A 23,364-nucleotide genomic window follows, 5' to 3' on the forward strand; every position below is an offset into this window, starting at 1 on the left:
GAATTAGTTCACCTCCGCATACCAATTTTCATGCTCTTCCAGTTCTTTTAATATGTTGATAAACAATTCATGGCTTTTTCTATCCCATTGTTTTAATAAACCTTTTTTCGTTTTTTCCATAGTAATTCCCGAGCCGTCATAACGCTTCAAACGCGCATTTTTTAATACCACATTTTTAATTAAATGTTCACCATAAATTTCTTGTGCTTGCTTATACATTTCTTGATCAACAGCGTCACCACTTTCTAGCATGAAAGGAATGACCCCTGCAACATATAGCTCTGTATCAAATTCTTTGACAAAAAAGTCCATATATTCCAAATATTGCATTGCATTTCTCATAGATTTAACTTGGGTTTGCAAAACAACAATGGCCCAATCGGCAATGTACATAGCTGACTTACTATAAACTGAAATAGAAGGAGGTACATCTAAGTAAATAACTTCAAATTGATCGAATAATGGCTGTAGTCTTTCTTCCATATACTTAAATTGTGATAAAGAATCGCTGAAATGTTCTTTCACCCAATCATCATACATTTCAAATGACATATCTGCTGGCAAAATATATAAATTATCAATTACTTTGTAGACAGCTTCTTCTGCTGGCAAATCATTAATGAGTACATCGGTCACAGTATTTTCATAAGCAATCGGTGTGCCATCTCCCCCGCCTTCATCTGCTGGAAAATTCATGTGTGTTAAATTCATCACGTCTGAAGTATTCCCTTGCATATCTAAATCGATAATGAGTGTGCGCTTATTTTCATGAACAGCAGATTCGAAACCTAACATTTGTGCACAAGTGCTTTTTCCAACCCCACCTTTGAAATTACCAATAACATATTTCTTCGCTACCATGTCCTACCTCTTTTCTTTTAATTAGATACTACTTTAATTGATTTATTTTAGTATATCACAAATAATAAATACTACCCAAAATGTTTATATTGAATACTACCTTAAATTAGTAGTATTCAATATAGCAACCTATAAATCATTGATAAATCGCCTACCTACACAGGTAGTATTGCTAACTATTCAATCTAAAAATTAGGCGTTAACTAAGCAGATAAAGTTTGTTGATTTTATTTATTCTTTTATTTGCAGTCTATAAAGTAACTTCTTAAAAATTATGTACTACCTTTTTTGTACTGGTAGTATTTAATTAATGTAAGGTAGTATTTAATTAAGAAAATATGATCAGTTAGGTAGTACCTAATTACGTGTAATGGTAGTACCTATTTCATAAAAAGAAAGTCTCCCATATAAAAAAGGTAGTACTTAATTATAACGATTAAGTACTACCTATAACTAAAAGGTAGTACTTAATTCCTTTTTTTTTAAAAGGAGGTAGTAGATAATTAAACAATCTAAATAAAATGGTAGTACTTAATTAGAACCAAAATATCCTTAACTAATAAACATAAGGCTTTATAATTACACACTACCTTAAAATGGTAGTATGTAATTATGGTTAGAGGTAGTACCTTAAAGAAAAAAATGGTAGTATTTAATCTACATAGATTATTAAGCACTACCTAAAAAAGGTAGTGCTTAATAGAAAATGTTTTTTTAAACTGGTAGTAACTAATAGCTTTGTTTGGTAGTACTTAATCGATGTTATTGCCAACAAAAGGTAGTAACTAATTAATTTATGTGTTTTTGGCACATTGCTTTTTCTATTTTTATTTGCTATTTTTCAAACAGAGTACATAAATTACTAGATTGAAAGTAGAGGGTTGATATGTCAGAATTTCAGTTCTATAAATCAAAAGAAGTTTATCGAGAAAAATATTACCAAATGCCGAAAGTTTTTTTTACAAACGAAAAATATGTGCAATTATCCAATGACGCAAAAATTGCATATATGCTGCTAAAAGATCGTTTCGATCATTCTGTTCAAAATAACTGGGTAGATTCCGATGATAATATTTATTTTATCTATACCGTGGCAGAATTAATGGAACTTCTACATTGCAGAGAAGGAAAAGTAGCAAAAATAAAAAAAGAATTAGAAAAAGTAAATCTTTTAAAACAAAAAAAGGGGCGTATCAACACAACAAATGGCCAAATAAAAACAACGCCTAATCGACTTTATCTAGGTAAAGCAGAAGTTACTTCTACTGATGTTTTCAAAATTACAGAAAGTGACCAAATTTCACCGCCATCTCAAGAAACTGAAAGCTCCACCGTAAATGCGAAAATCGCAAGTACGGCAAAAGACTATTATGACAACGATTATACCGTAAATGCGAAAATCGCAAATACGGAAAAAGCCAATGATATCAAGGCTTCCACCGTAAATGCGAAAATCGCAGACAATCTATTATATTCTATTAATTCTTTAGACACTAATAGACACTATATAGACACTGAAAAAGACGCTTTACAAAATAAATTGTTGTTAGACAATCTTTCAACCATTATGAGCGATGAAAGTATCGATACCTTTGTTCCCGAACATGTTCTAGAATTGATAAAAGTATTTTCTGACACTTACGCTGAAGCACAGCAAACAATCAAAACAATCCATAATGCCAAACATAAAGCACAGCAGTTAAATAATGGGGACGTTTTAATCTTTGAAGACCTAGAAAGTTATGGAATCAATGCAGAGACAGAACTATACACTACTTTGTTGAAAGCATACCAACGAATTAAGACTGAAAAAATCGAGAATAAGCAAAATTTGATTTTTGTTTATGTGAGAAATTGGTTTATTGAACATTGTTATCCAGCAAAATATGCTGCATTGCAAACGAATCATTCAAATTCCATTGCGACAACAAAAAATTGGCTTGAAGAAGAATTAAAAAATTCTGTTAAAGCTTAGCCGTTCTAACAAGTTCAAAGAAGATGATAGATTATTTTGGCATTCCTTGTTGAATTAAGACATGTGAAAAGAACATACCCTACTACCGCCAATTTCACTTAGCTGATAGTCAAAGGTATGATCTAAGTGAAATCCATGACGATTTTAACGTAAAAATTAGTCCAATACTTGAAATGAACTAATTGCCGAAAGAGATCTTCTTTTTCTTCTTCGGTTATTTGCGGAATGGTATGAATTAGGTAAGATCGAAGTAAAAAGTCGTTACAATAATCCTGTTATAGCCTATGATCCAGAAAGAACCTTATGTGACATTTGGAATCCCTGGTATAACGTTGAGGATGAAATCAAAGTAAAAGCAGTTAAAAACTACATGGCGTCGGACAGAAAAAATATTAGAAAATTGAATGAGTATCGACGAATTTTACCAACAGATAAATCGATGCGTTCTTATATTATGGCTTTAAATTAAAGGAGAAGATACATAACACCTACACAGTTAAAAGCAAAAGTGAAAAATATTTCCAGAGAAAAAGAAGTTGATCCGCAACTTGTTTTAAGACATTTTATGATGGAAAAATTCTTGGAAAAAATATCGGAGTCTCCTTATCGTGAAAATTTTGTGTTAAAAGGCAGTTTCTTAATTGGCTCAAAATATGGCATTGAAAATCGCACAACCAAAGACATTGATACGACCTTACGTGAAATGAAAGTAACCAAAGAGACATTGACAATGGTTCTAAACGACATTTTTTCGACGCCAACGAAAGAAGGCATTCAAATTGAGATTCAAGAGATGAAAGAAACGAGAGAAGCCGATTACTATCCAGGATTTAGCTTACGTGTGCTGGCACATTTGTAAAACATGCGGCCAGATTTTAAGGTAGATATGACTACAGGTGATTCGATCTATCCTAAAACAATCACTCACAGCCACAAATTGATGTTTGAGTATCGAACGATTCTTTAGGAATCCTATCCTACAGAACAAATTATTGCCGAAAAATTAAGTGCAACCTTTGATTTTTTAACAGATAATTCGAGAGGAAAAGATTTTTATGATCTCTATACTATTCCTAAAATGGAGAAAATCGACGAAAAGACCTTGAAAGATAGTGTGAGAAATACATTTACACGTCGAGGAAAAACGGATCCGTTAAAGACTTATTACGAGAAGGATATGGATGTACTGAAAAATAGTCACGAGCTAAAAGATACCTGGAAGAAATATCAAAATAGTAATCCTTATGCTGCGTCAATCACGTACGAAGAGACAATGCTTTTTGTTTTACATAGAAACAGGAAGAAATGAAAAGGCCTGTTTAGGAAGGCACAAACGCCTTCTCAATTGAAAAAACTTTCTCTCACTCCAACCGCCACCGCCGTTCGAGAAAAAAGGAAGTGAACGTTGCACGTTCACTAAGATAAGGTGTTTTGCCTTGCAAAACAAAATAGAAAAAACTTTCTCTCACCAAAAGGTTCGTTCCTGTTCGCTATTTCTTTATTGATTTGCCAGACCGGCAACAAGTTGCCTTTTATCATCAAAAAGCGACAAGGACAAGGGTAAATGGCACACTACGCGCCCTTGTCCTTGTCGCTTTTAGTTGATTACTCGTCATTAATCACGCTGTCTTTTTTTATTCTATATACGGTTTTTCTCGTAATATTTTGTTCTTTTGCAATCTTTGAATAGCAGAGTATGTCATACGAACAATGTTGATTATTGATGAATTTTGTAGTAAATTTAGTAATTTTGATATTTAAATCGAAATTTTGTCATATAAAAACACCTCAAACGTTAGTCTTTTCGACTAATGTTTGAGGTGGGGGAAGGAACGTATCATTTATGCTTACTTAAAATACTTTTAATTTTATTTTGGATGTTTATGAAATCTTTAAAAGAAACTTGTGCGTCAATCAAAAGTGTATCGATATTAATAAAATCTAATGACCTATAGTTTGTACATAAACAAAATGCAGCTTCTGATTCTGGGATTGAGCTATTAAGCTCTAGATGGTAAAAACTTTTGAATGCATCTGAAATTCTTTCAATAATCAAAGTTTCTAAACTTTGAGATAAATCTGTTTCAATTTTAATTTTAATGAGCTTTTGATTTTTAGATGGTGATATAAGTAAGGCATAAGAAGACGCTAAAGGGGTAATTAAACTTGAACGTTTATTAGAATCTTCACTGTATACATTATTTTCATCTAAAATAGCATTGATTATTGGTTTAATGGTAGGATAATTTTTATGAATATATTTATTAATATTATAACCAGAGATAGTATAATCAACTTTTCCGATTGTTTCAGCTGAAACAAAAGCGGCAATAATACTACTAATGAAAATTTTTTTTGTTTGGAAATTAGAGTAAGTAAAATTCCTTTCGATATCATCTGAATATAATAATAATTCTAATAGATTTTTATTATTAAAAACTTCAGAAATAGTATTAACATCTTTAAAAATTTGCATTAGAAAAAAAGGTTCTCGACAAGCTAGGATTGTCAAGTATTCGATGTCTTCTCTTTTTAAATGATATTTAGGAGATAGATGTTCATACATAGAACGACTAAAATGTTTTATTTTAATGAAAAAATTATCCGAAAGGAAAAAGGTCTTGGTTAACGTATTAAGATGTTGATTGATTATTGTACCTCCTTTTTTAGATCTTAGAATAGTTGTTGCTAAAATATAGCAACTTAGCTCCATTTTAGCAGGAGGTACTTCAATGCCATTTTGAGTATAGATAGTAGATATTATTTTTTTACAATTAGCTTTTGAAATACCTGCAAAAGGCCAATCGATACCATTGTAGTTTCTCCAAAAAAAAGAAACGATTAAAAATCGAATTTTTTCTTCATCTCCGACTAATCTCACAATTCCCTGTCTTTTTTTTAAATCAAGATTCATTGTATTTAGATGCTTTCTTAGTAAGGATAGTTTTTTATTAACCAGAGATTCCGATAAAAAATTATCATAAGCAAATTGGACAATATTTACTTGCGTATTAGTTAAAATATTTTCAATCAATTTAAAGAAAGGGCTTTCCTGTATAATCTGTGTAGAAAGAATTTTATAATCTTTTTTTGTCCCGTTAAATTTATATCCTTGACCGTGTTTCTCAACCAAAATACCATTATTCTCTTGAACATATGGGAGCTTTGATAGTAAACCAAAATACTTATAAATAGATCGGCGATCCATCTTTAATTTTTTACTCAATTCATTAGTGGTAATTATAGTAGGTTGTTTATATAACAGAGATAATAATTCAGTTTTTTTTTGGACCTCTTTTCCCAAAATCTTATTGAAATTTTCCATTGTAATCCTCACATTTCTTTTTGAAAAGATATTATAAAAGCAAATAAGTATGTATTACTAAGTCATCAATAGAGCATGGACAAAAACATGGACGTTTGCTAGTTTTAAGTGGGTGAGTAGCAACAGAGCATAAATAGAGTTAAATTGTTCAATGAAAAAATGAATAGTTTATAAGCAAATAAATATAATTTTGTTCAAATAATACCTATTTTGTTGCTAATAAATATAGCAAAAAGAAATTCTTCACTAGAAAAATTTCTTTTTTTCAAGATAGTTATTAAGTATATACTAGAAAGTTTATTTAAAATAGTCAATAAAAAAGCATATGGTATCTCTGTTATTCAATATAGATTTGAATAGCAGAGATACCATATGCTTTTTTATTTATTGTAGTGGAATTCATTGTTCTTATAAGGTACTTCTATAGTACATAAATAGGTCTTTTTTCATTGATTTCATAAGATATAATCTGCTTATTATATAGTTAATGACTATAAATATTAAGGAGGAAAAAAATGAAAAAGAGATTGCCGAAGTATTCATATTTGCTTTCTATAATTGTTATTGTAATGAGCCAATTTGGGTTTATGGGAATGGCATTTGCAGAAAATTCCACTCCTAAAGTTGCGGGAGATGATCCTGGAGTGACAATTACTGCTACAAATCCGATTTATCCGAGTGGTAACGTTCAGGTTGATGTGTCAATGGCATCGACAGCGGGTACAATTACGGAAGATGGAGTTATTAAGGTTGCAATTCCTAAAGTTATTGTTTCAAACAAAGAGTACATGATGAATAACATCGTTATTGATGATCCTTTTTATTTAGCTGATCCAGCCTTGGAAGAGGATAATGAGGGAAACTATATTATCAATATTGCATATGATCACACAAAATATGATCCACATGATGCCCAAGGTAACACTGTTAAAATTTTGTTTAAAGCACCTTACTTGAATTCGACAGATCCTAATAATAATTATCCAGATGAAGTGGAGTTTAGTTCAGATCTGTATATGGGAAATAATATTATTAGTAGTGACAAAACGGTATCACAGGTGAGTACTATAACACCTGGTAACCCACTTTTGAGTAAGTTTGCTATAACTGATGGAGGATATGAAGAATTATATGGACATGATTCAGCCATCTTAGATCCTAATAACCCATCAAGGAATAAATTTGCAATTATAGTGAACTATAATCAGCAGAGTTTGGATAATGTTCAAATAGTAGATACGATACCAGAAGGTACTTATTTGACAGATCCAGATAAATATATTCCTGCAACTGGGGATAGTACAGTCATTAACCACTTTAGAATTGCAAAAGTTAATGGTAGAGATGAAAATGGGATTCCAAATAGTTGGGAATATGTTACTACAGAGTTTTCTGATAAAATATTTTTAACAGATAGCGGATTTACAGTTGACTTTGGAAATTTAACTCCCAACGATAGCTATGTTCTCATGTATGCACAGAATATTGATGGAGATTTTACACCAGATGAATTTGGATCTCGTTTAAATAATGCAGTATTAACTAGTAATGGAGAAGAAATCAGACAATCTGGTACTTACATGGCATTAAAAGAAGTACAATTTGATTCAGTAACTTTAAATAAAGAAGTCTCTCAATCAACATTAGCTGTCAATTCAGGGGATCTGATTTATACTTTAACATTTAAGAATAACGTGGGTAAAACAACTGCTGGCACGAAATTGACAGATCCACTACCAGAGTTTCTATCTTTTGTTTCTACAACTGATAACTCCAGTGGGTATTTATCTGATGTAGAATATGATTCAGAAACAAATAGTGTATCTTATGAATTGTTGAAAGATTTACCAGCAGGTGAGAGCGTTAAAGTTTCTTTTAAAGTTCATTTTGAAAACCCTGATGCTGTGCCTGGAGAAACAATTGTAAACAAAGCATATTTTAATTACAGTGGAACAAATATATCTAGTAAGGATACTACAACAACACTAGATGGTAGTGCACATCTTTATAAAATAGATGCAGATAATGAAAATCCTTTAGCTGGTGCAGAATTTAAAATAGTTGATGCTGAAGGAAATACAGTTGTCGAAAATCTTGTTACTGACGAAAAGGGATTTATTAATTCGGGGATACTGTCACCAGGAAACTATGCCTTTGTTGAAACAAAAGCTCCGAATGGCTACGTTTTAGATGAATCACCAATTCCATTTATTGTGACAGAAGGGCAAGAAACAGCTATTAATTTAACTGCCACTAATAAACTTAATGTACCTATAACCGGGTCAGTTACTTTGAAAAAAGTATCAAGTGAAAGTAATAAAACATTGGCTGGTGCAGAGTTCAAACTTGTTAAAGAAGATGGAACAGTACTTGATGAAAATTTAATTACAGATGAAAATGGCCTAATCCATGTATCGGACTTAGAACCGGGTAATTATAAATTTATTGAGACGAAAGCTCCAGATGGATATGAATTGGATGAGACACCAATTACGTTTACGATTTATAAAGATGATGATACAGACGTAAAAGTGACGAAAAAGAATACACTTATTCCAACGGAACCAAGTACAACAGAACCAAGTACAACAGAACCAAGTACAACAGAACCAAGTACAACAGAACCAAGTACGACAGAACCAAGTACAACGGAACCAAGCACGACAGAACCAAGTACGACAGAACCAAGTACAACGGAACCAAGCACGACAGAACCAAGTACGACAGAACCAAGTACAACGGAACCAAGCACGACAGAACCAAGTACAACAGAACCAAGTACAACGGAACCAAGTACGACAGAACCAAGTACAACAGAATCAAAAAATGATTTAACAACAGGTTCATCAAGTAATAAGCCAAATGGAAGTTCAGATCAATCAAGCGGTGGCTCTCTTCCTAAGACAGGTGATTCCGGAAGTAATCCAATTGTTATTATCATTGGGTTAGCATTTATTGGATTAGCAGTATTTAGTTTACGCAAGAGCAAAAAACATTAAACTAAATTTTATAGTAAATAAATGCTAGAAGATTTGAGATATAAAAAGATGTCTTTATTAATCGGACCTTCAAAAATTAGACCAAAAATCTAATTTTTGGAGGTCGATTTTTTATGGTTAAATTATAGCTCTGTTTTAAAAGATTCCGATTTTCCAAACAAGAAAAATCAGAATTGTCTATGACTTCTACCAATCAAATGGACGAGTAGCGTTCTCTGCTTCGAAAAACTCTACATTTTTTGGTAACTTCAATTTTTTAAAATAAATGGTCATTTATTAGTTTTATAGTAAATACTAATTTTAGTTGGAGCGTTTTCTTTGTTTCTATTAATTCTCTTTTTAAACTATCAAAAAAATATAGATAAGATGAGTTTGGAGCAATTTTTAATGGAAGTAAAGTTCTGGTATTAAGACAGATTGCTTGGACATACATAGTGCTAATTTCAAAATCATTCGTGGATGGCAAGTTATCACATTTGAGAACCATGTCTATATCTCAGGTTCATTTTTTTACTTTAAATTAAGATAGTTATGCAACATATTCGCTTTGTTTTTTGGATTGAGGTATCATTCTACATAACATTTATAATGAAGGAGAATGTTTTTTATGTATATTCCTAATAATCAATCTAAATTAGAGACCCAAATGAATGTAGAATTTTTACGTTTTATTGATAAAGATACCTATTTAAAGATGCTTATTTTGGAATACCTAAAACTCCGCCCTTATTATGTGCCAGCAAATGAAATAGCTGGGAATTTTAATATTACATATAAAAAAAGTAACATGATGCTTTTGGATTTAAAAAATGAAATGGATACTTATTTTAAAGATAATGAGAGCTCAATTGACTTTATTAGAGGCAAGGGATACTTTCTAGAAGATCATGATGGTACGGATTTAAGAGGGTTTATAACAGAACTTATATATAAAAATCCTATGGTTGTGTTATTACATGATATTATTTTTAAACGAATTACGTCAGTTCAAAAATATTGTCAAGAAAAGTTTATCAGTGAGTCAAAACTAAAAAAAGATTTATCAAAGCTAAAAAAATCTGTAGAAAAATTAGATGTTTCTATCGATAGAAACAAAATGACGTTAATCGGTCCTGAAAATAAGATAAGATTTTTGATCTTTACATTTTATTGGAAAGTGAACAAAGATGCTTGGCCATTCGAGTATATTAATGAGAATGAAATAGTCAGCATTGTTAATGAGTGGTCATATGTAAAACAATTAAATCGAATCGAAAAAAGAAAGCTAGTTTATCATATAGCTATATGGAAATTACGGATAGCACAAAAGAACTTCATTGAGAATAGCGATGTATATGAGGGAAAAGTATTTCAAAAATTTAAACAAGAAATGGAGAAAGCTGATTTGATTCGTACATCAAATATTCATGAATTTCATGGACTATTTGATGTATTTAAAGTTTTTAATTTTCTTCCAAATATGGAGGAGTGCTTTTGTGAGGAACTATCTAACTATGTACCTGAAGCTGTGCAAACAAGCGTGGTCTTAGACTTATTTGAAAAAGAGTTTTTTCAAATAAGTGATATGAGAGTATACAAGCAAACAAAAATGTTTTTATTTAGTACACATACTATGGTAAAAATAAGCCCAAATTTAGAAATTGATGAATTGGGTAATTCTTATATACGTTATATAAACACCTTAGTCCCAAAATTGTCTGAAAGAATAAAGTTTTTCATAAATGATTTGCAAAATAATTTACAGAGCAATATTTTTGATAAGGAAAGATTATTGAATATACGATATTGTATGATTTTCTATCTAGCAAATAAACTAACAGTCTATGAAAAAAAAATATATGTTTTATTTGAAACAGAGTTAAATTCATATATAAGAAATTATCAACGGGATATATTAGAATACATTTTGCAAAAAACATATAATGTATCTGTTTTATTTGAAGAAGAACTCCCCCCTGAAGTTACCCCCGATTTAATAGTATCCAACTTAAGAATGTACGACACTAATGATAACTTGAGAGTCACTGTTTCACGAAATTTGACCTTATATGAAATAATTCATATTCACATAGCTATACGAAATTTATATTAGTCTTCTTACGGTTGAGTTTTGGTGGAATCGTTTTCTTTGTTCTTATAAACTAAACTAACTCAGTACAATAGTTCGAACTGGGTTAGTTTACATAGAAAGGGGAGATAATGGTGAATTCTATTTTAGATTTTAATACCTATAAAGATGAAATATTGAATGAGGTACACAAGTATAAAGTATCAGAAAACTCTATAATTGTGAGGTACGTTGAACAATTATTTAATGAAATAGAACAAATTGTATTTAAAGATAGAAGTAAAGTGTTTGAAATAGTTAAAACTATGGTCGGTATAGATACTTAAACTGCTGATGCTTGATAAATTCAACCAAAAATTCTAATGTTCAACATTAGCGTAGCTATTTATAAAAAAGTAAAGTCTGAGGTATTGAAACTTTCCATACCTCATTGAAAAAGAAAGAAACTTATTAAAGCATAAAGGGTCATCTTCTCTACTAAAATTTAGGATAGCTAGTTAGTTTTATAAGAGATTAAAAATGTAATAGTAATAGTAATAATAACCATAACAACGAGAAAATAAATAGCTTTTAGATATAAGAATTTTTTCAATTAGGCTACCGTATCTAAAGGCCAGTGACCAACTATTAACGCCATAAGTTTTCTCGTTTAAAAGGGTAGTACTAAAATGTTTGAAATTATTAAGGTGGAATTAAAATGGAAAGAATGCTTGCGAGGGAATGGCTTTTAACACAGGAAGTAGACTTAGAGATAAAAGTAGTTAATTATTTATTTAATGCTGATAGGTTTGTTTCTACTGCAGAGCTATCATCGGTTCTTAATGAAGAAACCAAAAAGATTACTAAAATTGTGCAAAAATTAGAGGATCATGTAAAGGATCATGGTGATAAAAATATTCAATTATTAAGGGTAAAAAGAGGTGGAGTTCATTTAGTTCTTCCTTCAGAAACTGATATGAAAACATTGTTATCTCATTTATTATTGACGAGTCCCTTGATTGCTTTATTGGATGAATTATTTTCTAATACATTCATTTCTGTTATAAATTATTCACAAAATAACTATATTAGTGAAGCAACAGTAAGAAGATATATAAGAAAAATCAGAACTTATCTTGGACAATATAATATAGATATAGCTAGAAGAGATTTTTCAATAGAGGGCTCCGAGAAACAAATTAGAATTTTTATGTTGTTGTTTTATTGGAGGATTAATCAAGGGGTTGGTTGGCCATTTAGAAATATTTCTGAACATAGAGTAGAGAGAATAGTAGATTATTTATGTGATGAGAAGAAAGGTTTATCAAAAGTTTCTAGAATTGAGCGTAGGCGTATGATGTTTTATATTGCAATTACGTTAATTCGAACAAGAGAGAAAAAATATATTAAAATAATTCGTGACTGGGAAATGGAGCGCAATTCGTATTTTGATAAATTTTTTGAAGCTTTTTCTGAACTAAAAAAAGATATTTTTTTGAGTGAGGATGAGATTATATTTCATTATGAAGTATGGAAGATATTCTTATGGACAAGTGATATGGCTGGAATTATTGAGCAAGAGAAAGAGAAACAAAGTGGTGTAGCAATTTCAGTAAATGCTACTTTAAGGCTTTTTCAAGAATATTTTTTTACTTTAAATCCAAGTTTTATTAAACAGATTGAACCCTATTTATATGCTACACATATGTCAGCTAGTTTGTTTGAAAACTTGCTAACTGATTTGAATGGGTATCAGTATTTAAGAAAGATTGAGTTATACTACCCGGAATTAAAGAAACGTATATCCAACCTTATAGACATTTTGTATAAAACTACCAATAATAAAATTTTTTTAGAAGAAAGCTACTTAATTATTTACTATTGGGCGATATTTAGCCACTTTAATAAGGCAGCTATGTATGAAAAAAAGACAAATCTACTTTTAGAAACAGATTTACCCAAATCTTTAAGAGAAACACTTAGACAGATGGTCGAAGGTCATTTTAATTTCAAATATAATATTAACGTATATACGAGTGACATGAATTATAATGAAAATGAGATGGATATTATTCTATCAACTAATACGCTTGATGGACTAGATAGAGAGTATCCTAATGCGAAGATCATTGCTATTAATCGAGAAATTAGAAATAGAGATTTAAGAAGAATTGAACGAGAGCTATTGAATAATTTAGAATAGTGAAAAGAATATTCTTGAAAAAAATACACGTACAAAAATCATTTTTCGGATTTTTGTATGTGTATTTTTTTTATTTGAAAAAACCCAGTCAAAAAAGTGTTTTTTAAGGTGTTGTTTTTGATTATCTGTCGATTCTGAAAATGTTATTGTATATTCACTCGGCAGTGAGTGTGTCATATCTAAAGTAGATGAAAATATATATGTTGCTGAGTAAAAGTTGTGTATTTGGGTATTATAGATCCAGTATTTCAGATTCATGTAGTGTATTCCGAAAAAGACAGAAGAATTTGCTAATTAGATATATGTTTCATAGGAAAGGAGCGTGTATTAGTAATAAAAAAGATTAAGCAATCTATCTTTTGTGCAAAGTGAGTAACGTTATAGGTATCGATACATAAGTCTATGTCCCTTATATTATTTGTAAAAAAAAGGAGATGTTAATTATCAAATATATGGATAAGTTTAAAAAGTGCGTAACATTGGGGGCAACGACAGTAATGTTGTTCCAATCTTTATCAGTAGTACCGACAACTGTGCTTGCGGAAGAGAACAATAAAAGCAACACAGAAGTAGTAAAATCTTCACAAGCTAATGATGTGACTAATAAAATTACAAGCAACACAGAAGTAGTAGAATCTTCACAAGCTAATGAAGCGACTGAAGAAAGTACAGTGGAATCTTCACAATCTGATGAAGCGACTGAAGAAAGTACAGTGGAATCCTCACAATCTGATGAAGCGACTGAAGAAAGTACAAGCAATACAGAAGTGGAATCTTCACAATCTGATGAAGCGACTGAAGAAAGTACAAGCAATACAGAAGTGGAATCTTCACAATCTGATGAAGTAACTGAAGAAAGTACAAGCAATACAGAAGTGGAAGCTTCACGAGTGAGTGATGCGACGAATGAAGGCGCATCATTAAAACAAGAGGATGCAGCTGCAGTACTAAAATTAATCGATAGCATTGAGGTACGCGCTGGGGAGCTTCGTGATTTGTGGAGAGATTATTCAGCACAGACATGGATCAATCCTGCTGGATTCCAACAAGATTTAGGAACAAATCATAAATATATGCTCAACCAAGGTGGTCATAAAACGGGATTGATTTCTGTAGTACCTACTTTGACAGATGCAGATAGAAATAATTTTAGAAATTCTCAACAAAAAGCTAATCAAGCATTATTTTTACCACAGAGAGGTATTATCGATTCTGACTACGAGAGCTTTGTAAGATATTTGAATATTGCTAGAGCAAATGTGAATAATGGCGATACAGAATATGATTTGGCAGCGGCAAAACAATCAGTTGAAGATGTTAAAGCAGCTATTACAAAACAAAGAAACGCTGAAGTTTGGATTGGAACATTTATTACAACTCATTTTCTAAGAAATGAAATTAGAATTCTTAATTTATTACTTGATGATATGAATGATATCTTTAATTCTGGAGAAGAAAATGAAGTAGTAATCAATGCATCAGACAAAGAACTTCATGTAAATGATCCATTTGATCCTTTAGAAGGTGTAACAGCAACAGACAAAGACAACAATGATATTACTTCAAACATTAAAGTAATAGCAAATAATGTAGATACAAGTAAAGAAGGATTCTATTCTGTAACGTATGAAGTAACAGCTGATGGTAAAACAGTAACTAAAACAATTTATGTAACTGTTATCGATGACAGCACTAACAGTTATGAAGGAACAATTACTGCGAATGATTTCACAATTAAACAAGACGGTTATATCAAAGGTACGTATACTGGCGACGTAACTACAATCAAGGTCTTTATTAATGGGAAAGAACAAGCGGAAATTAAGGCAACAGGTAGTCCATACCAGTACTATGTTGGTAACAAAATTACTTCAGTAAACGATAGCGTTACAGTTGTTGCATACGGTCCAAATGGAAAAGAATTGGATCGCGCAAATGTAAATCTTAAAGATAAAGAAGCACCAAGTTATGTAGGAACAATTACTGCTAATGATTTCACAGTTAAACAAGATGGTTATATCAAAGGTACGTATACTGGCGATGTAAGTTCAATCAGTGTCATTATTAATGGGAAAGAACAAGCGAAAATTACTGCAACAGGTAGTCCATACCAATACTATGTGGGTAGCAAAATTACTTCAGTAAACGATAAAGTTACAGTTGTTGCATACGGCCCAGATGGAAAAGAATTGGATCGCGCAAATGTAAATCTTAAAGATAAAGAAGCACCAAGTTATGTAGGAACAATTACTGCTAATGATTTCACAGTTAAACAAGATGGCTATGTTAAAGGTACGTATACTGGCGATGTAAGTACAATCAGTGTCATTATTAATGGGAAAGAACAAGCGAAAATTAGTGCAACAGGTAGTCCTTATCAATACTATGTGGGTAGCAAAATTACTTCAGTAAACGATAGCGTTACAGTTGTTGCATACGGTCCAAATGGAAAAGAATTGGATCGCGCAAATGTAAATCTTAAAGATAAAGAAGCGCCAAGTTATGTAGGAACAATTACTGCTAATGATTTCACAGTTAAACAAGATGGTTATGTCAAAGGTACGTATACTGGCGATGTAAGTAGAATTAGCGTCATTGTTAACGGTAAAGAACTAACAACAATTCCTGCAACAAGTAGCCCATACCAATACTATGTGGGTAGCAATATTACTTCAATAAACGATAAAGTTACAGTTGTTGCATACGGTCCAGATGGAAAAGAATTGGATCGCGCAAATGTAAATCTTAAAGAAATGGAAAAACCAAAACAAGGAACAATTACTGCTAATGAGTATGAAGTTGGTGGTAAAGACGCGTACATCCATGGTAAAACAACTGGAGATGTTGCCGTAGTAAAAATGTTTGTTAATGGTTTGGAAGTATCACAAAAAGCAGTCAACAGTGACGGAACTTATGACTATTATGCTAGACCAGCAATTGAGTCTAAAAATGATACTGTTGTAATGGTTGCCTATGATAACCAAAGAAACGAACTAAATAGAGTGAACGTTAAATTAGTTTAATCAAGCAAAAAGTTTGGTTATTTATTGTAAATAAATGATAGTTTTTAAGCATAATTTTAGTTTTGCCCTTGTTTTTTTAACAAGGGCAAAATTAAAAAGGAGGATATTTAATTGAAAAAAAGATATTGGAAAGCCGCTAGTGTACTTGTCTTAGGATTAAGCTTAAGTTTAGTTTTACTTACAGGGTGTTCAAAAGAAGAGACTAAGAGCAATTCTTCAAGTAATTCTTCAGAAACTACACAATCATTTACACTTCAAGATGCAGATAATTTACTTTTAAATGTTTCTGAAGTAAAGGTGGCAAAAAAGGAAGATAATAATAAAAAAGTTATTTTAACAATGGATATTGAAAATAACGGTTTAGAAGGAAAAGATATTGGTTCAATTGATTTTTATTTAGAGGGTGATGGGAAAGAATACACGGTAGATGCAAATTCAAATAATTTCGGTGAACCAGTAGATTCTGGCAAGGAATTAAAGAAAAACTTAACTTTTGTAATTCCAGAAAAACTAACAAAAGCTAAATTAGTCTATAAACCAGCAGATAAAGTATTAGCGGAGTGGGAAATTGAAATTCCTTCACCTGAATAATTCTTATTAGAAAAGGAAGGTTTAAATTGTGAAAATATCAGTATTAGGTCTTGGGTATATTGGATTACCTACAGCCGTTATGTTTGCAAATCATGACCAACAAGTTATTGGCTATGATACAAATAGTGAAGTATTAAAGCAACTAACAGAAGGAAAAGTGCACATTGAGGAACCAGGTCTACAAGCTGCGCTAGAACAAGCAATAGAAAAAGGTAACTTTAGTGTTAGCAATGAAGTTCAACCAGCAGATGTATATATTATTTCAGTTCCTACACCTAATAAGAATGATGAATTGAAATCATGTGATTTGTCATATGTTCAATCTGCAGTAAAAATGATTTTACCTGTTTTAAAAAATGGAAGTACTGTAATTATTGAATCTACTATAGCACCTAGAAGTATGTCAGACAAAATTCAACCAATGATTGAAGGTGCTGGATTTACCCCTGGAGAAGATGTCTTTTTAGTTCATTGTCCAGAGAGAGTTTTGCCAGGAAAAGTGCTTGAGGAACTTGTTTTTAATAATAGAATTATTGGAGGCATTACACCAAACTGTACTGAAAAAGGTAAATATATATATGGACAATTTGTTAAGGGAGAACTTTTGGGAACATCTGCATCAGTCGCAGAATTATCCAAATTAATGGAAAACACATATAGAGACGTCAATATCGCATTGGCTAATGAATTAGTAAAAATTTGTGACTCATTAGAAATTAACGCGCTTGAAGTAATAGAATTAGCTAACAAACATCCACGTGTTAATCTTCATACCCCTGGACCCGGAGTAGGAGGACATTGTTTAGCTGTAGATCCTTATTTCATTGCTGCACAAGTGCCTGACGTGTCACCATTAATTCAAATTTCTAGAGAAATTAATACGAGTATGCCGAATTTTATTGTTGAAAAAAGTAACCATGTTTTAGAAAAAGCTACAGGAAATAAGGTAGTTGTTATGGGACTTACTTACAAAGGCAATATCGACGATATCCGAGAAAGTCCTGCACTTGAAGTTTATAACACGTTGAAAAATTCCCCTAAAAATTACGATGTAGTTGCGTATGATCCACATGTGCAAAGTGATATTGTTGAAAATAATCTTGAGGCTGCATTAAAAGATGCTAGTTTAGTTCTGATACTGGTAGATCATGATGAATTTAAAAATTTGGTTCCAGAAAATTTCAATACAACAAAAAATGCAATTGTTATTGATGCTAAAAATATTGCAAATCAATGTATTGATTATGAAAATTATTATACCTTAGGAAATATTTCTCAAATTTAGTAGAAAGGAGCTGCTTGTAATAAAAAGAGTACTTTTAATTACTCAAAATTTTTCCCCAGAGATAGGAAGCGCTGCTAATCGACTTTCATTTATTAGTAAATATTTCAGTTCTGATTATGATGTCACGGTCTTAACTACAGAACCTCAGTATCCAAATTCCGAATTGTATAGAAATAAAAAAGATTGGCAGAGTAACGTAAATGAGAATATTAAAGTAATACGTGTTAGTACAAAAAAAAAATCCTATAAACATTTTTTAATGTTGAGATTATTTCTATATTTAGAAGTATTTATTAAATTATTTAGAGGTATCCATAACGATTTGAGTAAAGAAAAGTATGATTTTATTTTTGTAAGCAGCCCTCCCTTATCTATTCCGCTATTAGGAATTTATGCAAAGCATAAATTTAAAGCTAAATTAATTTTAGATGTTAGAGATTTATGGCCGGAAACATTAAAGGCCATAAAAAGTATTTCTTCTTTGATACTTCAGTATATTTCTTATCCGCTTGAAAAAAAAATTTATCAATCTTCTAATAGTATTATTGTAAATAGCGAAGCGTTTATTCCATATATACGAGAAATTATTGGTCCAGATAAAGAAATTGTATTTATACCAAACTCTTTAACTACTAAAGAATTTAACTATGATAAAAAATATGAAAATAAAGAAACCATTCAAATTATTTATGCAGGTAATTTAGGGATTGCTCAAGATCTAAGTGTTTTTTTAGAACTAGCTAACGCATTTAAAGATAATAATCTAGTTACATTTATCTTAATGGGTTATGGCATTTATAACCAAGATATTATTGATACTGTAAAAAAAAGAAACTTAACAAATATAGAAATCTTACAACCAGAACCCAGAGCAAAGGTACTCGAAAGAATGAAAGAATCGGATATTGCATATATAGGGTTAGAAAATCAGTCAGCTTTTCATACAGTTATACCCGGAAAGCTTATTGACTATATGGGAGCGGGATTACCTATAATTGCTTTGACATATGGATATTCAAGAAAAATAATTGAAGAAGCAGATGCGGGCATTGTTTTGAATTTAGATGATGGAATTGATGGCTGGGTAAAATCAATAGAAGGATTGATTTATCATTCAGATGTTAGAAGATATTATGGAGAAAACTCTAGGATATACGCTCAGAAACATTTTGATTGGGATAGTAATCAAAATTTATTAGGAAAGGTATTGAAAAATCTCGATGACTAAAAAAGTGACAATGTTCGTATGGAATGATTTTTATAATGATTCTCGTGTATTGAGAGAGTGTACAGCATTAGAACAAGCTGGCTATCAAGTTAATTTAATTGCATTAGGAAAAACTGATAGTATAGAAGATCGTAAGGAAATGTTTAAAATATATAGAGTATCTCATCGCAACTTTGGAACCAGTTTTATGTTCAAATGTCTATTTATTTGTGCATCTATATATTTGTTAATGTGGAATTATAGAATAGCTATTTTATTTCTCGTAGTATGCGCCCTACTTAAAATTTCAAAAATAAATATAATAACACGAAGAATAATCTTATTATCAAAAATGCTATTTTGGGGTTTGAAATTAAAAACAGATATCTATCATGCAAATGATCTAAATACTTTAATTCAAGCAACTATCTGTGCAAAACTCAAAGGGAAGAAGCTTATTTTTGATTCACATGAAGTTAATACTAGTCGTTCAGGGTATGACTCATGGATATACGCGTTTCTGGAAAAATCTTTAATCCACATTCCAAATTGTGTTATTCATGAAAATCATACTCGTGCGGAATACATAGAAAATTTGTATGGTTTTCGACCCCAAGTACTTTATAATTATCCGTATTTAAGACAAGATGAAAAGAAAATAAATATGCACAAACTATTAGATTTACCCGAAAGTGAATTACTCTTGATCTATCAAGGGGGATTGCAACAAGGTCGTGGGTTGGAACAATTAATACAGGCTGTCCCTTTTATTAACAAGGGTACGGTTGTTTTCATAGGTGATGGAAAACTTAAAGAGTACTTAATACAAGAGACACATAAAAATAAATTAGAGAATAGAATCAAATTTATTGATAAAGTACCAATGGAATTATTACATCTGTATACCAGAAATGCATATATAGGTTTTCAGTTATTGAATAATACTTGCTACAATCATTTTTCAGCTGCTTCTAATAAGCTGTTTGAATATATGATGGCTGGAGTTCCAGTTGTTGGTTGTGATTTTCCAGAGATAAAAAAAATTATTGATGGTGAAGGTACCGGAATAGTTGTGGATTCATCAGATTATACTTCTATCGCTAATGGAGTAAATCTTTTAGTAGAGGATACGCAATTATGGGCACAGTTAAAAGAAAATTCTCTTAAAGCTAGAATGAAATACAATTGGGAATTAGAAAAAGTAAATTTATTAAAAATTTATGAAGCATTATATAAGGAGGAGATGTAGATGGAAGACCAAGAAGATATTCAACAATATATTGATAGAGAAATATCTTTGCGATCAGAAAATAAGGAATTAAAAAAAGAACTTTCTTATTTGAAAGAACAAGTAAAAATACTAAACAATGACAAAAATAATTTGCTGTTGGAAATAGAAACAAAATATGAAAATAAGGAATTAACTATTCAACTCAATGAAAAAGTTAAACAATTACAATCAGAATTAATTGATTATAAACAGCGTTCTTATGGACTGATTGAGAATCAGAAGACTTGGCTTAAGTCATTTTATAATGATGTTGACACTATCGAACGTGAAAATGACAAACTAACCAAACAGTTATTGGATAGAGAAACAGAGCTGGAAATTATTACGGAAAGATATACGAAAATGATGAATACAAAAACAATGAAATGGACTGGAAAGTATTGGAATCTATTAAAGAAAATACATTAAAAAAACAAATCGATTTTTTCTATAAGTCTCTGCATACATTTCAAAAGGAAATAATTGCAGATATTTACCCGCAAATAATTACACAAAAAGAATTCTGTAAAGCCGAAAATTGGTGGTATGTAAAAAATGAGGGCTTGCATGCATATATTTTAGAAGATGAACTTTGCTTTGCGAATGCATATAATAGATCAAATTATGCTTCTTTTCTAGAAGGCAATGTTGCATTTAATCGTCTTCCAGATCATAAAATTGAAGTTTTACCCGATGAAAATTTGAGTGTTAAGATCCAAGCGGAATTTTCAGAAGGTTTAAAAGCCAAAATAGCTATTATTGAATATAGTGTAACTGAAAAAATAAAAACAACACTTATAGATTTGAATCAAAAGGAACAGATTTTATTGAATAAAGATACTAAATATTTACGATTAGCTATGAAAATTAGTGGTAAGGGTATTTTGAGAATAAAAGAAGTAACGCTAGATAGAATGTTTAATAGAAAAAAAGAAATTAAAAATGCAAAAAAACATCCAAATCAAATAACAAAATTTCAAGAGTTAAAGATTGCGTGTATTTTTGATCCATTTACAATGGCTAATTATAGAAATGAAGTGGAACTAATAACATTTACCCCAGAAAATTGGGAAACTGTTTTAACAAATAATATGCCACACCTTTTATTTGTTGAATCTGCATGGCATGGAAACGATGGAACATGGCAATATCAAATAGGAGAATATTCTAATGTAAGTCGGGAAAATCTATTTCAGTTATTGAAGTGGTGTAATCAAAATGGTATCCCCACTATTTTTTGGAATAAGGAAGACCCTATTCATTTTAATAAATTTATCGACACTGCTAAGCATTTTGATTATATATACACCACTGATAGAAATATGGTGAGTGAGTATAAAAAGCATGTTAATCATAACAATGTCTTTGCATTGCCATTTGCTGCTAATCCTAAGTTACACAATCCAATCCAGCTGGAGGAACCACGAAAAGATTTAATTTGTTTTGCAGGTTCATATTATGCGAATCGTCATGAAGAACGACGGAAAATTATGGATGAAATGTTAGATATCTGTCAAGAGTATGGATTAGTTATTTACGATCGTAATTTTGAACGTCCTGAAGAGGAATTCAGATTTCCAAAAAGATTCTCAGAAGACATTATTGGGAGTTTATCATATAAAGACATTAACAAAGCGTATAAGGGATATCGGTTTATGTTAAATGTCAATAGTGTTATACAGTCGCCAACTATGTTTTCAAGAAGAGTTTTTGAGGGCTTAGCATCGGGTACCCCTATTTTGAGTAGTTATTCTGAGGGAATTTTGAAGACATTTAATAATATTGTAATGATCTCTGAAGACGCAGATGGACTAAGAAAACAACTAAAATTTATTTCTGAAAATGATAGAGCATATCATAGAAAATCATTACTAGGTATTAGAGAGGTATACGAAAAGCATACCTATAAACATAGATTATCGTATATCTTAAAAAATATGGATATAGATGTGGCTGTTACTCCAGAGTCTGTTACAGTAATGGTCGTTGTAAATTCAGAAGAGGACGTAAACAAAGCTATAGCTTTGTTTAAATCTCAAAGTTATAGTAATAAAAAATTAGTCTTGATAATTAACGAAGAAAACAACATTAAAGATATAAATCATATCTTTAATGTATATCAAGAAGAAGATATAAGCGTTTATTTACTTTCATATATGGACAATTATGATGAAATTAGTTCTGCGTTTACCACAGATTGGTTAGCGTTTATTAATTTAGATAATTATTATGGATATAATTATCTAAAGGATTTAATGTTAGCAAGTATTTATACAGAAGCTGACTTTATTGGAAAAAACACCTATTATTGTATGAATGAAAATGAAGATTTAGTTAAAGTCAACGACGGACAAGAATATATCTATGTGGATGAGTTACGTCCAGAGAGTTCAATAGTTAAAAGCAGATATGCTTTCAGTAAGGATGCTAAGCAATTGCTTTCAAGTTTTTTAGATAACGAAAGTTTAAGTGAATATAAACGTTATGGTGGCATTATGTTTAGTTCCGATTGTTATAACTTTATAAAAGATTGTAATAATGTTACAGCAACCAGTAGAAAGCAAGTGGAAATATAGAG

13 protein-coding genes and 2 pseudogenes are annotated in these 23,364 nt (G+C 30.9%); 13 read left to right on the plus strand and 2 right to left on the minus strand.

The features are described from left to right. Positions 1-3 precede the first annotated feature (3 nt). Complete coding sequence (locus AC4BC3_RS12735) at positions 4-861, minus strand: ParA family protein (RefSeq protein WP_206911180.1); 858 nt, start codon at positions 859-861, stop codon at positions 4-6. 886 nt (positions 862-1,747) lie between these two features. Between AC4BC3_RS12735 and AC4BC3_RS12740 the strand changes: the two genes are divergently transcribed. The 3 genes and pseudogenes from AC4BC3_RS12740 (at position 1,748) to AC4BC3_RS12750 (ending at position 4,145) form a co-directional block, all read left to right on the plus strand. Next, positions 1,748-2,836 (plus strand): replication initiator protein A, encoded by a 1,089-nt coding sequence (locus AC4BC3_RS12740; protein WP_490467334.1) that lies wholly within the window; start codon positions 1,748-1,750, stop codon positions 2,834-2,836. Positions 2,837-3,056: 220 nt separating this feature from the next. Beyond that, positions 3,057-3,305: pseudogene (locus tag AC4BC3_RS12745) on the plus strand (type IV toxin-antitoxin system AbiEi family antitoxin domain-containing protein); the annotation flags it as partial. A 12-nt stretch (positions 3,306-3,317) separates the two neighbouring features. Beyond that, positions 3,318-4,145: pseudogene (locus AC4BC3_RS12750) on the plus strand (nucleotidyl transferase AbiEii/AbiGii toxin family protein). A 528-nt stretch (positions 4,146-4,673) separates the two neighbouring features. On the opposite strand, the gene AC4BC3_RS12755 reads toward AC4BC3_RS12750, so the two are convergent. Further along, positions 4,674-6,161, minus strand: coding sequence for a helix-turn-helix domain-containing protein (locus tag AC4BC3_RS12755; protein WP_490467335.1), 1,488 nt, complete (start codon positions 6,159-6,161; stop codon positions 4,674-4,676). Positions 6,162-6,676: 515 nt separating this feature from the next. Between AC4BC3_RS12755 and AC4BC3_RS12760 the strand changes: the two genes are divergently transcribed. The 10 genes from AC4BC3_RS12760 to AC4BC3_RS12805 all read left to right on the plus strand — a co-directional run bounded on the left by AC4BC3_RS12760 (position 6,677) and on the right by AC4BC3_RS12805 (position 23,362). Further along, positions 6,677-9,160, plus strand: a complete 2,484-nt coding sequence (locus AC4BC3_RS12760; protein ID WP_490467336.1) for a SpaA isopeptide-forming pilin-related protein — start codon at positions 6,677-6,679, stop codon at positions 9,158-9,160. A gap of 607 nt (positions 9,161-9,767) precedes the next feature. After that, positions 9,768-11,252 (plus strand): helix-turn-helix domain-containing protein, encoded by a 1,485-nt coding sequence (locus AC4BC3_RS12765; RefSeq protein ID WP_490467337.1) that lies wholly within the window; start codon positions 9,768-9,770, stop codon positions 11,250-11,252. 673 nt (positions 11,253-11,925) lie between these two features. Beyond that, the gene (locus AC4BC3_RS12770) at positions 11,926-13,410 is read left to right on the plus strand and encodes an AcpB/EbpR/MafR family transcriptional regulator (RefSeq protein WP_490467338.1); all 1,485 of its coding nucleotides are present in this window, start codon (positions 11,926-11,928) and stop codon (positions 13,408-13,410) included. Between the two features lie 434 nt (positions 13,411-13,844). Next, entirely contained in the window at positions 13,845-16,433 is a 2,589-nt protein-coding gene (locus AC4BC3_RS12775; protein ID WP_490467339.1) for an immunoglobulin-like domain-containing protein, read from the plus strand. A gap of 111 nt (positions 16,434-16,544) precedes the next feature. Beyond that, the gene (locus AC4BC3_RS12780) at positions 16,545-17,024 is read left to right on the plus strand and encodes a DUF4352 domain-containing protein (RefSeq protein WP_490467340.1); all 480 of its coding nucleotides are present in this window, start codon (positions 16,545-16,547) and stop codon (positions 17,022-17,024) included. A 28-nt stretch (positions 17,025-17,052) separates the two neighbouring features. After that, positions 17,053-18,309, plus strand: a complete 1,257-nt coding sequence (locus AC4BC3_RS12785; RefSeq protein ID WP_490467341.1) for a nucleotide sugar dehydrogenase — start codon at positions 17,053-17,055, stop codon at positions 18,307-18,309. Between the two features lie 91 nt (positions 18,310-18,400). After that, entirely contained in the window at positions 18,401-19,537 is a 1,137-nt protein-coding gene (locus AC4BC3_RS12790) for a glycosyltransferase family 4 protein (RefSeq protein ID WP_490467432.1), read from the plus strand. Beyond that, on the plus strand, positions 19,530-20,765 hold the full coding sequence (locus AC4BC3_RS12795; RefSeq protein WP_490467342.1) for a glycosyltransferase: 1,236 nt from the start codon (positions 19,530-19,532) through the stop codon (positions 20,763-20,765). Before AC4BC3_RS12790 ends, AC4BC3_RS12795 begins: the two co-directional genes overlap by 8 nt. Beyond that, positions 20,766-21,215, plus strand: a complete 450-nt coding sequence (locus tag AC4BC3_RS12800; protein WP_098040916.1) for a hypothetical protein — start codon at positions 20,766-20,768, stop codon at positions 21,213-21,215. Next, positions 21,188-23,362, plus strand: a complete 2,175-nt coding sequence (locus AC4BC3_RS12805; protein ID WP_490467343.1) for a CgeB family protein — start codon at positions 21,188-21,190, stop codon at positions 23,360-23,362. The genes AC4BC3_RS12800 and AC4BC3_RS12805 overlap by 28 nt, the downstream gene beginning before the upstream one ends. The last annotated feature ends 2 nt before the right edge of the window (positions 23,363-23,364 follow it).

The sequence above is a fragment of the Enterococcus sp. AAFC-DPL-6103 genome (assembly GCF_058216595.1).

Bases quoted from the DNA above. Each gene is read 5' to 3' on its own strand.
- AC4BC3_RS12735 (WP_206911180.1), bottom strand. From the start codon at position 861: ATGGTAGCGAAGAAATATGTTATTGGTAATTTCAAAGGTGGGGTTGGA.
- AC4BC3_RS12770 (WP_490467338.1), top strand. From the start codon at position 11,926: ATGGAAAGAATGCTTGCGAGGGAATGGCTTTTAACACAGGAAGTAGAC.
- AC4BC3_RS12740 (WP_490467334.1), top strand. From the start codon at position 1,748: ATGTCAGAATTTCAGTTCTATAAATCAAAAGAAGTTTATCGAGAAAAA.
- AC4BC3_RS12800 (WP_098040916.1), top strand. From the start codon at position 20,766: ATGGAAGACCAAGAAGATATTCAACAATATATTGATAGAGAAATATCT.
- AC4BC3_RS12775 (WP_490467339.1), top strand. From the start codon at position 13,845: ATGTTAATTATCAAATATATGGATAAGTTTAAAAAGTGCGTAACATTG.
- AC4BC3_RS12765 (WP_490467337.1), top strand. From the start codon at position 9,768: ATGTATATTCCTAATAATCAATCTAAATTAGAGACCCAAATGAATGTA.
- AC4BC3_RS12755 (WP_490467335.1), bottom strand. From the start codon at position 6,161: ATGGAAAATTTCAATAAGATTTTGGGAAAAGAGGTCCAAAAAAAAACT.
- AC4BC3_RS12795 (WP_490467342.1), top strand. From the start codon at position 19,530: ATGACTAAAAAAGTGACAATGTTCGTATGGAATGATTTTTATAATGAT.
- AC4BC3_RS12760 (WP_490467336.1), top strand. From the start codon at position 6,677: ATGAAAAAGAGATTGCCGAAGTATTCATATTTGCTTTCTATAATTGTT.